Consider the following 15120-nt stretch of genomic DNA (forward strand, 5'->3'; position numbering starts at 1 on the left):
CTATTTTTTATCAACCACTTTTCCCAGTAAAGTCGCTCCTGTACATTCCTCAACAAACACATTAACGTAATCTCCCTTTTTATATCCTTCCTTAGGGAAAATAACTACCTTATTTGCTGAGTTTCTGCCAGATAAATGCTCTTCTGATCTCTTTGAAAAGCCTTCCACTAATACTTCGTGTACCTTATTCAGGTCTAACTGATTTCTTTGCAGGGAATGATCCCTTTGCTTGTCAATAATTTCCTGCAATCTTCTTTTTTTAGTTTCAAGAGGAATGTCGTCCTCATATTTTTTTTCTGCTAGCGTGCCTGGCCTTTCAGAGTAGAAAAACATATAAGAGAAATCATATTTTACATAATCCATTAGAGTTAATGTATCCTTATGTTCTTCTTCTGTTTCAGAGCAGAAGCCAGCAATCATATCAGATGATATACCACATTCCTCCCCCAAAATATTTCTAATTGCATCCACTCTGTTAATGTACCAATCCCTGTCATAGGTTCTGTTCATCATTTGTAGTATACGCGAATTACCACTTTGGGCAGGCAAATGAATGTACTTACATATGTTGTTGTACTTTTTCATTGTGTAAAGTACTTCATCCGTAATATCTTTGGGATGAGAAGTAGAAAATCTAATTCTTAACTCAGGATTAACCTGAGCTACCATTTCCAGAAGGTTAGCAAAATTGATTACTTCTATTGGCTTTTGATTCTCAATTTTTTCTAGCCTGGCTTTATTATTTACTTCTTCAGACCATTTGTAGGAATCTACATTCTGTCCTAATAAGGTTACTTCCCGGTAGCCTTTATCAAAAAGATCCTGCGCTTCTTTTACGATAGAATGAGGATCGCGGCTTCTTTCCCTTCCTCTGGTGAAAGGAACCACACAGAAAGAACACATATTATCGCAGCCTCTCATGATAGAAATCATTGCTGAAATACCATTGGTGTTCAGTCTTACAGGACTAATATCAGCATACGTTTCTTCTCTACTGAGGAAAGTGTTTACTGCTTTCTCTCCTGAATCAACGGTTTTCACCAAATTAGGTAAATCTCTGTAAGCATCCGGACCTGCAACCAAATCCACCATCTTTTCTTCTTCCAACAACTTGGTTTTAAGCCTTTCTGCCATGCAGCCCAACACGCCAATTTGAAGTTCTGGTTTGGCCGCCTTTGCTTTATTAAAATCAGTGAGTCGCTTACGAACTGTAAGTTCAGCTTTTTCTCTGATGGAACAGGTATTGAGAAAAATCACATCTGCGTTATTGAAATCATTGGTGGTGTCAAAACCATTTTCTTTCATGATGGAGGATACAATCTCACTATCTGAAAAATTCATTTGACAGCCATAGCTTTCTATATAGAGTTTCCGATTTTTTCCTGTGTTCTCCTCTTTTGAAATTTGAATGCCACAGCTTTCTTCGGTTTTATTATCTTCAACAAGTATGTCTAAATCCTTAATTAAATCACTCATTTGATGGATTGGAAATTTTAATTCTCTGAATTAGTTTGTAACACACAAAGTTAAGTAATTATTATCAGAAATGACATTATGGCAGTCTTTTTTACCTATAAATTAATGGTTTAAAACTTCCTCAATTGCTTGTGCTTTTAGCAGGCATTCTTCATATTCCTGTTCAGGGTCAGAGTCATGCGTAATGGCACTTCCAACCTGATAATTAAGCTTTCCTGAGTTTTTATCAAAAAATATAGACCGGATCACTACGTTGAAGTCGAATTTATTAGCTCCCTTGAAATAACCAATGCTTCCGGAAAAAGCACCTCTTTTAGAATTTTCATACTGCTCTATTAACTGCATTGCACGTATTTTGGGAGCCCCGGTCATGCTACCCATCGGAAAGGCATTTTTAATAATATCAACAGAATGAACTCCTTCTTTTGCCTCAGCCACTATTGTACTAATCATTTGATGCACTTTTGCGAAGCTATAAATACCAAACATTTCTTCCACTTTTACTGTGCCGGCTTTTGAAGACTTTGCTAAATCGTTTCGCACCAAATCAACAATCATCATATTCTCAGCTCTTTCTTTCTCACTATTTCTTAAAGCGTGTCTTAATTTCTCATCTTCTTCTATAATAGCGCTTCTTTTTGCTGTTCCTTTTATAGGCTGGCTGATAATTTTCCCTTCTTCTAATTTAGTAAATCGTTCTGGAGAGGCGCACAAAATATAACGAGCCTCAGCTTTCAGCAAGCAAGCAAAAGGGGTAGGAGATTTTTGGGATAGAGACAGGTATGATGTAATGGGATCAAAGTTGGAAGTTTCTGCTGTATAATTCATACAGTAATTTATTTCATAAATATCACCTTCTACAATGTGATTCTGCAGTTTTTTTACGGTATTGATGTATTCTGCCTTAGAAGTTTGTGGTGTTATGGTGAAAGAGGTTTTAGTTCCCTGAGAAGAATTGTCGGTTTCCAATTCCAAAATAGTGCGGATTTGAGCCTCGTAATATTCACTGTTATCTGTTTCGATTATGAGATGATCTTCTTTAAAGAACAGGGTACACTCTGCACGAAAAAATATCATTTGTGGCCAGTTAATCCAGGCATCATTCTCACTGGATAAGTGTTCCAGCTCATTTTTTAAGTCATATGAGAAATAACCAAATAGATGCTGATCAGAAGATTTTAGTAAGGATGTTTTAAGAGAGTCAAAATTACAACAAGGTGAAAGGTTGATTTTTTTACTGCTTAAAGCCAGTTGATGAGTAAAAGTGCCTTGAGGATAACCTTCAGTTTGCCGGGGGTTGAAGTAGCAAAAGTAGGGGAAGTTTTGTGCCCAGTTAAGAATAGCTTTAACTTGATTTTGGCTGATAGGGGTAGAAATTTTAGTTCTTTTCACATTTTTTTATTTAAAAGAGGAAATTGTGTATTAGTTGTAGTTGTACAAGAAAGACGACCTAACTAGCAAAATGTTAGTAGGAACCTCATTTTAATTGGCAAAAGTGCAAAAAAAAGCCCTGTTGGAGAACAGGGCTTAAAATTTCTTTGAATTTTGTTTTACATTGTTTTTGTATCTGCTTTTACGTTAAAGCCAACTCCAACATTATTGTAGATAAATTGATCTTTAGCTTTATCAACAGCTTTAGACTCATCACCATACATTAATCCCCATTGGGTTCTGTCGATGCTGAAATTAGTAAATGCTTCTACAGAATCATCTGTTACATTAATTTTAGCTGGAACAGTAATAGCCAAAGTTTTACCTCTCATAGTTAAGTTACCTGTAACCTCATGAGTAGCTCCATCTAATTCATAATCTTCCAATTCCATAATTTTCTCACCTTCAGCAGGTTGTTTCATGTCGTCCTGAAAAGAATCATAAGTGCTGGCGGTTGCGTCAGCAGATTCAAGAGGCTTAACAGAAACAATTTCGAAAGTAGCAGTTGGGTGGTTAGCTGCATCAAAGAAATCAGGTGAATGCAAGTGACCAACCAGCTTATCATGATTCTCTTTATCGTCTTGCAAATCAGTGATAGTAATGTTATTGATATCAAAAACTAATTTACCACCCGTAATCTGACCATCTTTGGTGGTAATAGTACCATTACTCAAGGCAATGTTTCCATAATGTCTTCCAGTAGGTTTTGTTCCTACAAATTCCAATGATGCTTCATCATTACTAATAGTAATATCCTTACCTTCGCTTTCGGTAACTTCCTCAGCTTCGCTTACCTTAGCTTCATCACCTTTTGGGTTAGATGTACAAGCTGCTGCAAGTAAAACTGCTAATACTAAAACAGTTGTAGATTTTAAAATTTTCATAGTTGTGTGATTTTATTTGAATGCAACTCTAACGATTTTAAATTTAATATGTTTATACTTTAGTTGTATTTTTAACTTTATTTAATGTTTTCTTAAAAAGAAGCTATTTATTATGGGAATAATAAAAAAATGTAATGGGGTTTCTCCTCAAATTGGGAAGGATGTATTTATAGCTGATACTGCAGTGCTGGTAGGTGATGTGGTTATTGGTGACTCTTGTAGTATATGGTGGGGTGCTGTTGTAAGAGGAGACGTAAATTCCATCAGGATAGGGGACCGGACTAATATTCAGGATGGAGCAGTGATTCACTGTACTTATCAAAAAGCTGCTACAAAATTAGGGAATGATGTTTCTATTGGGCATAAAGCCATCATCCATGGTTGCACTGTAGAAGATATGGCTTTGGTAGGAATGGGTGCTATTGTAATGGATCATGCTGTGGTACAATCTCACGCTATTGTAGCAGCAGGTGCGGTTGTTTTAGAAAATACTGTTGTTGAGTCCGGTTATATTTATGCAGGAGTACCTGCAAAGAAAGTGAAAAAGATTGAAGGGGATTTAGCAGAGGTTTTTGAACGTACTGCTAAAAATTACATGATGTATAAGGATTGGATTGAGGATTGAATGAAAGAAAACTTACTAATCTGAGTTCGATTCTTAATTTATTCAAAGTCATTGGGAGCTTACCTGCTATTTGTTGCGAGGTTAATTCCGTCATTGCGAGGAACGAAGCAATCTTAGTAATTAAGTATCACCTAAAATTAAATGGTTATTGCTAGCGCAGCGCGGTAATCTTGTCTATTACTCTATAAAATTCGGATATTGAAATTTCATTTCGTTGAAAAGATCCCTGATAATTTTTTCCGTTTCTCTCCAAAAATTTCGAGGATGAAGATAATTGCCTGCTCTTGTGGTGGTGACAAGCATTTAGTGCTTGCTTATTTAGGTCTTTTTTTTCCACTGGTCTGCGGCCTACAGTCCAGCAAAAAGGGGAAGGTCTGTGGCTCACAGACCTTGGTTTTTCTGTTCATTTGTGCAATAAGATAATTTTAATACACAAATTAACATTAGCTCCGTAATTCCTACAATAGTGGGAATCTGTTCATTCCAACAGCATGTTGGTGTAGTGTCTTTTTTATAGAACTGGCTTATGCTATAAACCTGAGTTCGATTCTTAATTTATTTCAAAGTCCTTCAGAGCGTTCCAGATTTGGTGGTGCAGGGATGCCATCTTATTAATCGAACTCAGGTTACTACTATTTCAAAACTTGTCTGTAAGTTATATAAAATGGATGCATTAAAAATATTTGAATCAATTGTCTGCATCCAGTTTTAATATTAATACATCAAAAGTTCTCACTCGCAAAAGCTTCCAATAGGGCTTCCAGGTGGTAAATCATTGCTTTCTTTTACCTCATACTCCATCGGCTGCTCTAAAAACAGATCAATTTGCGTTTTAAGATAGCTCCCATGAGCTCTTCTTCCGCTTTGTGAGAGGAAAGTGTTAGTAGTTGCATAATCAGCAATTTGCTTTAAGTGAGCCATTAACTCAGCCTGCACCAGTGGAGAATTTGCACTGTTTTGCAGGCTTTTCATCAGTTGCATCACATAAGCATGCTGCACTGTCATTTGAATAGCACCGTAGTAGTTTTGTTGTTGTTTACTTTTAAACAAGGTGCTGAATACTTTATTTAACACTTCGGCAACTCCCGGGTTTTCAGAATTTCTGCTGTTAAACTCAACAAGTCGGGCCATTCTTTGAGGGTGCAACAGTAATTCAAAAACCATAGCGGAAGCTTGCTCTGCTGCACCAATTGCATCAAAAGTAACACCAGTTCTTCCTTTTAACAATTCACGATTGTCGTAGTAGGAGAGTGGACGAGGGTGAATCTGCATCAGTAAATCTTCAGGTAAAGCCAGGTTTTCAGGAGCCACTGCTTTGAGAAGACTATTTACAGCCTCCATTTGCCATTGTGGTGCAATTATTTTCATGGTTTCCTGACTGTCTCCTTTCACTTTGTAATTATAGTCCATGCCACCTACCAGTTTAACTGCAGCTTCTGCCTGGTAGCGGTGTAAAAAGTAAATAGGAATTAGTACATCCTGAATTTTAGCTAAAGGCTCATCTTCTTTCACAACAGATTGCCCCATTTTATTAAGTACTTTCTCTCTAACAGTTAATAGGTGATTTAAAGCTACTACCGGGTCTTTACCATTATCCCACAGATGAGCAAAAGCATGTGCCCCACCAGTTGTTCTTGCGTCATAATCTGAAACAAACCGTAAACCTTCGTCACTGGCTTTATTAAGTAATTGATTGAGTGTCTCTTTCTTATTTTCACTATCAGTAAATTGTTTATAACCATAAGTTATCGCTACTTTATCCCATTCACCAATGCCTGAATCATATGCATTAGATAGATCAATATTTCCTTTGTCATCGATACTGATGTTAGGGTGGGGGTAATCCATTACTGAAGCATCATTGAAAGTGCTGGCAATATAATTATGGGCAAGGCCTAAAGTATGCCCCACCTCATGTGCAGATAGCTGCCTCAGTCTTGCTAATGCCATTTTCTCCATACCAGGATTGACTTCATTATTTTCATAGCCTGCCAATAATCCCAAAGCGATCAGGAAGTCCTGTCGAACTCGTAATGAGCCTAAAGTAACGTGGCCTTTTATGATTTCCCCTGTTCTTGGATCCACCACACTGGCACCATAACTCCATCCTCTTGTGGACCGATGTACCCACTGAATTACATTGTACCTGATATCGAGTGGATCAGCATCTTCAGGGAGCATTTCTACCTGGAAAGCATCGATATATCCTGCTGCTTCAAACGCCTGATTCCACCAACGGGCTCCATCAAGAAGTGCTGATTTAACTGGTTCAGGAGTGCCTGGATCTAAATAGTATACAATAGGTTCTATTGCCTTACTTTTAGCTGCCTCAGGGTCTGCTTTTTGTAACCTGTGTTTGTTAATGTATCTTCTATTGATGTCTTCTGAAATAGGAACGCTGTAGTCCTTATAACCAGTCCCGAAATATCCTGCTCTTACATCGAATTCCCGTGGTTCAAAGTTATCATCAGGTAATTCAACAAAGGAGTGGTGTTGCCTTACAGTAATGTGTTGCGGATCAGGTGTAACGGATCGTATTTCCCAATTGGAAGGTTCTCCTGCGAAGGAAATCCAAAAATCCAGCTCAGTATTTTTTGGGAAATTTCCTGAACCTTCACGATGGAAAGCAGAATAATCTTTTTTGAATTGATAATTGCCTTGTCTCTGATTTTTTAATGAGTTAGCCACTCCATGTGCATCTCTAAGAAAAAAATCTGTGGCATCTACCAATATTGACCAATCCTGTTGTGCTACTATATCAAATGCAAAAATAATCGATCTGGAAAATGCATCTTCCACTGATTTTTTTTCTGCTTCATTGTCAGTAGATGCTCTGTAGCCATAGTTAGGCTGAAATAGAAAAACTTTCTTTCCTATTTTCTCAAATTTCACTATTCTGGAATCACCGATTTGCCCTCTGTCTAATCCAATATCATTGGAACCTACTCCCGCAGAAAGATAATTAACGTATAAAAACTCCGTATTGAGCTTATCGATTTCCAGTAAAATCTTACCTGATTTTTCATCCCAATAGTAGTTAAAGTAACCACTGAATTTTTCCGCATCTGTAATATTCTTCTGCCATTCAGAAGTGGTGGTGGTAGTATTACTTACTTTTTGATTGGACTTGCAGGAGGCAAAAATTGCCAGAAATAAAAGAAAAAGATAGACTCTCATTGTAATTTTTTTTTCGGAATATAAGCAAAACTTCAGAAGCATGAAATTCAATTGTTTCTAATGGTATAAATTTCAGCCTTTAATGGTACATAATTTCGTTTTTGCATGTCAGATCATTTTTTTCAATTTATTTTCATTTCTGAGTAAGATTAACGAAATTGGAAAATAAATTGAAATATTTATATTATACCGATAAATTTTAATGTTATGTCTTTTAGTAAAGTGATTGAATATAAGTCTATAAAAATAGTATATACTAATATTGTTGGTACAGCCGGAAGTGAAGCCGTTCCTACTTTTGATAAGGTTCAAAAGTTAGTAGCAGAATTTCCTGATCACTCGGTGCTTTCCTGTGTAAATGCCACCAATGCTCGTTTTAACACAGAATTGCTCTCTAAAATTAAAGAGACTGTTAAAAAGAACAACCCTAAGGCAAAGGCAACAGTGGTTTGTGGGTTGAACAAATTATCTTCACTTATTTTAAATTCCATTATTGCTGCTACCGGCAGGCAAATGAAGTTATTTGACACGGAGGAAGAAGGATTTGAATGGCTCTACGAATACGAAATGAAGACTACAGGAGTGGTAGGGTAATTAAGTTGAAAAAACTTCAGCTATATCTGGTAAAGGAAATCATGCCAGAGAAAGTGTTAGAATTTTATTTACGTGATTAGTTAGGGATGACTTGTGAAGGATTGATTTATTCAATCTCTACTAAAAAGCTTTTAGCTTAATTTTCCATTCAGATCGGTGTATTCACCATATTTAATGTAATTTTACATCAGTCAAAATTTGAGTGAATGCCTGTTATCTTCAACAAAACCTATAAAAACCCTTTCTATGCTTTTAATCACCACATGGAAACAATTTTCCCGAGTGCTCTGAGAAAGGTGAAAGGAGTTAGTTATACCCGCGAGAGAATTAATACGCCTGATGATGATTTTCTGGATATTGACTGGCTTCGATCAGGAAATGAGCGCTTACTCATAGTATCTCATGGATTGGAAGGGAGTTCCACCAGACCCTACGTGAAAGGAATAGCCAAAATCTTTCATCAGAATGGGTGGGATGTTTTAGCATGGAATTGCAGAAGTTGCAGTGAAGAAATGAACAAGACGCAAATTCTGTATCATCACGGCTTTACGCAAGATTTGGAAACTATTGTTGAACGAGCAACTTCTGATGCTTACACCAATATTTGTATGGTAGGATTCAGCATGGGAGGAAGTCTGACACTGAAATATTTGGGAGAAAACGGTGCTGATTTGCCTTCAGAAATAAAAGGAGGTATGGCTGTAAGCGTGCCTTGCGATTTAGAGAGTAGTTCAAAAATGCTTTCATTAAAAGGAAACAAATTTTACCAAAATCGGTTTATGCGAAAGCTAACAAAAAAAATGATGTGGAAAAATGAGCAGTTTCCTGGGTTAATCGAGGTGAAACCATGGAAACTTTTTCGGAATTTCCATGAATTTGACACTCATTATTCTGCTAAAATGTTTGGTTTTAAAGATGCTGCTGATTTTTACACAAATGTTCAATGTCTGCCTTATCTGGAGCATATTAAAGTACCTTCTTTGATTTTAAATGCATTAAACGACCCTATGCTTTCCGATACATGTTTTCCTCAGGAAATCGCAGATAGAATGGATAATTTAACCCTGGAAATCTCGGATAAAGGAGGGCACGTAGGTTTTATGCAGGCAGGAAAGGAATTTACCTATGCAGAAGAACGTGCTTTGCAATTCTTTAGTGAACTGGTTTGAAATTATACAGTGAATGATTCAGAAAGAAGAAATAGTTGATAATATAGGAAGCTTTTTGCATGATTTCGTCTATTCCAAAATACCTGGAAAGGAAGTGTTTGAACAAGGTTTTGCAGAAGGAAGGAAGCTCATTTTGTTGAATGTTTCCCCGTATGCTGATGGCATGATGCTTGAAGTACTGCTGGGTATTTCAATGCTTGAAGTAGAAAATATTTTGCATGAATTTTCAAACAGGGTTTTTCATCCGCAAGATATTAGTCTGACCTACTGGAAATCATTGTCATCATTTTCAACCCACCTGCCTAAGAGATATTTTATTTCTTCAGTTTCAGAATTACATCAGATTTTGCCTGACATAGAAGATGTTCTGGTTAAAAAAGGTTTTTATTGGCTTGATGAATTCTCTGATCAACAAGCTTTGGCTTCTATGATGCATCAGTCAATTGTGTCTAAGGAAGAAGATAATAAGAATTTGTACCTGATGAGTCAGCGCAGTTTGATTTTACAAAAGTTGCTTAATAACGTGATTACAGATGCGCTATTTTATACTTATTATGAGACCCTCCAGCTTCATAAAGCACCGGAAAGCCAGTTGGAAGAATTTTTCAAATTCCGACAATATACGGAAGCTATAGACTTATAAGGAATCTAAAATTAGATTATATAATGGGTAACCATTTGTTGCAAACTTTCAGATACATATCATTGATTCTCTTGTAATTGCCTAATAGGCTCAATTAAATAGTAAGAGCTTTATTAAGTTTAACACTCATTCAAGCTATATTTCTATTTGATTGAGCTTATTTTTTTGCGAAGTGGTTAAGATTTTTCCTGCCAGATTCACTAATTCTAAATCCCTAATTTCCTGATAGATATCTTCTTTGTTTTCAATGCCATGAGGCAGCCAGCTTTGTGCTGTGGCAGCCATATATTCAATAGTAAGATCAGGCCATGCTTCATCAGGGTATTTGTCCTTCATATTTTTTATTGAGGCACAAAAGGAGAGAAACTCATCGCTGGCATAAATTAAATCTTCCGGATTTTCTCTGATGGCCTCAATAATAGCTTTTCTCTTTTCACGCGAATCAGGTTCTTCATCAATGGCAACTTTTTTCAAAATGATCTTTCCGATTCTTAAATCATTAGTCACTTCAAATTCATCTGCTTCAAAATCCCAACTAACTGATTTTATGTTTTTTACCAGAGGAGCCAAATCTTTTGGGTTTAAAGGAGCTGCTAAAAATATCTTCCCTAATCCTGCCCGTGCATCTATTGAAGCCACTGTAAGCCATGGCTCATCTGCCAGTTCATCTTTATGGCCAATGGCAGCAATAGCCCCGTTAGACAATTGAAATTGTGCATTATTCCCTCTTTTAGAGGAAGCAATTCTATCAGGATAGGCAAGAGCAAGCGTAAATCCGGTTGCATAAGGGTCAGATACAGAATTATCAGCTGCGATATTGAATAATTTTCTATACGAAGCTGCAATTTTTTCTATTTGCCTAAAAGGTTTCGTTAGGCGATCTTCTTTCCTAAAAGTCCTCAAACGATCTATTCTGTAGCTTATATCTGCACCTTCCTGCTTGTACAAAGGATCTCTTTCTTCCAGTATAGCTGCTAAGTCTGTTGCGAGTGAAAGATTACCTTTTTCTTCAGATTGGATCAACATGTGTGAAAGGCGGGGGTGGCAGGGGAGACTATGCATTTTTATTCCCGTTCCTGTAATTCCTTTTTCATCAATTGCTTCCAGGGTATTCAACAGATCGGTTGCCTTGATCATTTTGTCCAGGGGTGGGGGAGTCAACCAAAATAATTGGTAAGAATCTTGAATTTTTCTTGCAGCTAAATCAAGCGCAAGAGGGGCGAGGTCTTCATTCAATATTTCGGGTATTCTATGTTTGCTTCTGGATTGATTTTCTGCTTCGGACCACATCCTATAACAAACTCCGGCAGATACACGGCCAGCACGTCCGGATCTTTGGTCTGCTTCATCCTGTGAAATTGCCTGCGTAACTAATCTGCTTAAACCAGTATTGGCATCAAAGCGCGAGACCCTGCCAAAACCTGTGTCAATTACTACTTTTACGCCTTCTATGGTTAAACTGGTTTCTGCAATAGAAGTAGCTAAAACTACCTTTCGCTTCCCTTCCGGATGAGGCTGAATGGCTGCCCACTGTTTATTCCAGGGGAGCTGACCATATAAAGGGTAGATTGCCAGATCCTTTCTTAGCATTTTCAGCTCTTGTGTTACTGCATTAATTTCGCCTTGCCCGGGTAGAAAAACCAGAATATCTCCTTCATGTTGCTGTACAGATTTCCGAATGATGGAAGCTGTCATTTCAGCTAAAAGGTGATAGTCTGTTTCGCCAGCATAAAAAATTTCGACAGGATATTGTCTCCCTTTACTAATTATTGCTTCAGCTTCCAGTGCCTCGGAGAGCATTTTTTGATTAAGAGTAGCAGACATGATCAAGATTTTCAAATCGGGCCTGCTCTTTATTTGGGTATGTCTTGCCAGTGCCAAAGCTACATCAGCATGGATACTGCGCTCATGAAATTCATCAAAAATAAGAATTCCTACATCTTTTAATTCAGGATCAGAATCTAACATCCTGCCCAAAATACCTTCTGTTACTACTTCAATAAGTGTGGTCTCACTTATTACAGTTTCAAACCTAATCCGGTAGCCTACTGTTTTTCCGAGTGGTTCATCAAGAAGGTCAGCCATTCTTTTGGCAATAGATTTGGCTGCCAGCCTTCTTGGTTCAAGCATAATAATTTTCTTTCCTGCCCTTTTTGCTTCCTCTATTAATGCAAGCGGAATGATGGTACTTTTTCCGGCTCCTGCTTCAGCATTTATAATTAATGTTTGCTGTGTTTTTAAAGAAGATGTGATAGCAGGAATAATTTCAACAATAGGTAAATCAATTTTGCTTAACTGGAAAGGCATAGAGTGTATTTCAAATTATTTGCTGCGAATTTCGGTATTATTGTGTTGTTATTTAAATTATACCGCAACAATAACTTTCTGAGAGAAGCGATTGATTCAAAATAAAAAAGGAGCCAAATAAATTTGACCCCTTCTAACCTCCGTTTATTATTTTGAATGCTTTCTTACTATTTTCTATTCACTGTTCTTTAGCTACAAATCTTAAAATGATTGTCCTGCATCATCTCCACCCTTCTGATCTTCATTGGAGATTTTACTTCTTCTTTGGCGCGCTTTATAATCCAGCTTACCAAATTTGTAACCGAAAGTGATTCCAAATGAGCGGAATGGAATGGCAAAATTGCTTCTTTGATATAAGTTTTCGCTTTCAATTTCGCTTTCAAATGATTTTCTTTCCATAAAAGGCTCAATAATAGATACACCTATAGATCCTCTTTCATCCCAAATGGTTTTTTTAGCACCTAAGCCAAATATTGAAAATGAAGGGTTAAAGCCCTGTAAAGTCTGTTGTCTTGGTCTGGCAAAACCAAACATATCTATTACCCAGTCGCCTTTGAGTTTGATTGATGAATTAATATTTCCACTTAATAAAAGTGCTGTATTAGAAACATTATTACCTTCAATTACCCCATCAGCCATGAAATAATTAGCATTTATTCCACCTCTTATCGTCCATATTTTAAATAATTGTGTAGAAATAAAAAGGTTAGCGCCTACATTTTCCTGCTGGCCAACGTTGTCGAAAGTTGTTCCTACGGTGTCAGTACTTATAGGGATAACAACAGATTGAATAACCTGATTTATTTGGTTATAGAAAACAGATAGGTTTATGGATGTTCCTTTTACAAAAGTGTTGTAACCTAACTCGAAGTTGTCAGAAAGCTCAGGATTCAGGGTTGGATTACCAAAGCTTACGTTTCCAATATTTCCGATTTGTTCGTATGGGTTTACATTTCTTAAACTAGGCCTTTGAATTCTTCTATTGTAAGAAGCTTTTACAGAGCTTACTTTACCAAATTTTTGACTTACAATTACACTTGGCAACCAGTTTTCATAACTCTGACGGTCAAAATTTTGCTCTGTAGCATCCCTGAAACTTCCGTTCAGGCCGGTATATTCATATCTAACGCCCGCAATTAACCCCAGTTTTTTAGTGATATTATATTGAGAAGAAATATAACCTGCATATACATCCTGATCATAATAGAAGATATCAGTTCTGTTATCTACTATCACGAATTCATTAGCACCTTCAGGTTTTGTTTCATATTCAAAATCACTTTCAATATCTCTTAAAATACTTTTAAATCCACTTTCTAATTTGAAGGTTTCTCCAAAGGGATGGACATAATCAATTTGTATAGTGTTTTCCCTGTTGTTACCGTCATTATTGTTATTGGCTACTTCGTAATTTGGTGCGGCCGCTAATTGCTCAATTTCAAATTGTGTATTGTTGATGTTACCATCTATTTTGTAAGATGCAGATAACTCTCTTCCGGGTTGGTCAGGAAACTTCATGATATAATCTAATGACCATTCATAACCCGCATTTTGTGAGCTATTATCTGTGTATCTGTCAAATGTGATTACTTCTGATGGAGAAGTATTTTCTACAATGTTTGTTCCGTCTGAATTGCTGTTGAATCCTCTTAATCTCAGTGCGGTGGATAAACTGTGGAATGCGTTGAAATCGTAAAAGGCTCCAATATTTCCAAAGTAGCCCAGTCTGTTGCTTTCGTTTTCACCATTTTGCTCACGAATAAACTCTTCACCCTGAGCGTTAGTGGTTCTCTGGTAAAATTCATTAATAGCGGTTTGAGGCCATGAATAGAAGGTACTTGCATTAGCATTAAAACCAAACCTTCCTGCCCCGGCATTTAAACCTACTACACCACGATTAATTCGTGTTCCAGCCGTAACATCCACGTTGCCGGCAAAACCCTGTGGAGTTTGTTTTTTGGTGATAATATTAATAATTCCTGCGGTTCCTTCTCCGTCATACTTAGCCGATGGAGAGGTGATTACTTCAACATTTTTTATTTGATCTGCCGGAATCATTTTTAATGCATCTCCCGGGCTGCTACCAAACATGCTACTAGGCTTGCCATTAATCAATATCTGAATATTTTGGCTACCTCTTAGCGAAACATTACCATCCTGGTCTACAGATAAGAGCGGAGCTCTTCTAAGTACATCAGAAGCGTCACCACCAGTATTGGCAACATCCTGCTCTGCATTGTACACTATTCTGTCAATTTTATTCTCGATCACTTCACGCTGACCTGCAACTACCACTTCATCTAAAACATCTGTATCAGTTTTTAAAGCGATGTTTTCTATATTTACATCAGGAGATTTTGGCGTAAGTTCAATAGTTTGTTGCAAGCTTGTGTAACCTACAAATGAAACCTGCAATTGGTATTGACCTAATTTTACATTTAATATTTTAAAAGAACCGTCAGCTTCTGTTATTACTCCATTAATAGTTTCACCATTTTTTAATGATTTAATCACCACTGTGGCGTAAGGAATAGCTTCTTTAGTAGCTTCATCTACAACAGTTCCTGTTACCTTTCCTGTAATTTGAGAGTTAGCAGCGCCATAATCGCCTCTTTGTTGAGCATTTAGCTGAAGGCTTAATGCCATTGTTATTAGTAATAATAAATTCTTCATATTATAAGTTATTTCACAAAGGTAGACTCTTTCCTTTAGAGTATGTTTTTTATACTACATAAATGGTTAAACTAATCGGTAAGCAAGGTATTAATGAGGATAAGCGGATTGTAAATTAATTACTTGGAATAGCACTTTTCC

General features: G+C 36.9%; 10 protein-coding genes. 4 read left to right on the top strand and 6 right to left on the bottom strand.

All coding sequences use genetic code 11. The features are described 5' to 3' along the window. The 3 genes from miaB to IEV85_RS07820 form a co-directional block, all read right to left on the bottom strand. Positions 1-1476, bottom strand: a complete 1476-nt coding sequence (gene miaB / locus IEV85_RS07810) for a tRNA (N6-isopentenyl adenosine(37)-C2)-methylthiotransferase MiaB (RefSeq protein WP_188461966.1) — start codon at positions 1474-1476, stop codon at positions 1-3. A 102-nt stretch (positions 1477-1578) separates the two neighbouring features. Next, positions 1579-2868, bottom strand: a complete 1290-nt coding sequence (locus tag IEV85_RS07815) for an anthranilate synthase component I family protein (protein ID WP_188461968.1) — start codon at positions 2866-2868, stop codon at positions 1579-1581. Positions 2869-3026: 158 nt separating this feature from the next. Continuing rightward, a complete protein-coding gene (locus IEV85_RS07820) occupies positions 3027-3791 on the bottom strand; it encodes a YceI family protein (RefSeq protein WP_188461970.1) in 765 nt (254 codons plus the stop codon). A gap of 112 nt (positions 3792-3903) precedes the next feature. On the opposite strand from IEV85_RS07820, the gene IEV85_RS07825 reads away from it, so the two are divergent. After that, positions 3904-4416 (top strand): gamma carbonic anhydrase family protein, encoded by a 513-nt coding sequence (locus IEV85_RS07825; RefSeq protein WP_188461972.1) that lies wholly within the window; start codon positions 3904-3906, stop codon positions 4414-4416. Positions 4417-5148: 732 nt separating this feature from the next. Here the strand turns inward: IEV85_RS07825 and IEV85_RS07830 are convergent. Next, entirely contained in the window at positions 5149-7593 is a 2445-nt protein-coding gene (locus tag IEV85_RS07830; RefSeq protein WP_188461974.1) for a zinc-dependent metalloprotease, read from the bottom strand. 207 nt (positions 7594-7800) lie between these two features. Here IEV85_RS07830 and IEV85_RS07835 point away from each other — a divergent pair, with 207 nt between their 5' ends. The 3 genes from IEV85_RS07835 (at position 7801) to IEV85_RS07845 (ending at position 9999) form a co-directional block, all read left to right on the top strand. Further along, entirely contained in the window at positions 7801-8187 is a 387-nt protein-coding gene (locus tag IEV85_RS07835) for a hypothetical protein (RefSeq protein ID WP_188461976.1), read from the top strand. A gap of 206 nt (positions 8188-8393) precedes the next feature. After that, positions 8394-9356: a YheT family hydrolase gene (locus IEV85_RS07840; protein WP_188461978.1), complete on the top strand. Its 963-nt coding sequence runs from the start codon at positions 8394-8396 to the stop codon at positions 9354-9356. Positions 9357-9369: 13 nt separating this feature from the next. Beyond that, complete coding sequence (locus tag IEV85_RS07845; RefSeq protein ID WP_188461980.1) at positions 9370-9999, top strand: hypothetical protein; 630 nt, start codon at positions 9370-9372, stop codon at positions 9997-9999. Positions 10000-10134: 135 nt separating this feature from the next. Here the strand turns inward: IEV85_RS07845 and hrpB are convergent, their stop codons facing one another. Together hrpB and IEV85_RS07855 are read right to left on the bottom strand one after the other, a co-directional pair. Continuing rightward, complete coding sequence (gene hrpB, locus IEV85_RS07850; protein ID WP_188461982.1) at positions 10135-12306, bottom strand: ATP-dependent helicase HrpB; 2172 nt, start codon at positions 12304-12306, stop codon at positions 10135-10137. Positions 12307-12507: 201 nt separating this feature from the next. Continuing rightward, on the bottom strand, positions 12508-14979 hold the full coding sequence (locus IEV85_RS07855; protein WP_188461984.1) for a TonB-dependent receptor domain-containing protein: 2472 nt from the start codon (positions 14977-14979) through the stop codon (positions 12508-12510). Between the last annotated feature and the right edge of the window lie 141 nt (positions 14980-15120).

Origin of the sequence: Marivirga lumbricoides, assembly GCF_014636295.1 — a bacterium.
Taxonomy (GTDB): Bacteria; Bacteroidota; Bacteroidia; order Cytophagales; family Cyclobacteriaceae; genus Marivirga; species Marivirga lumbricoides.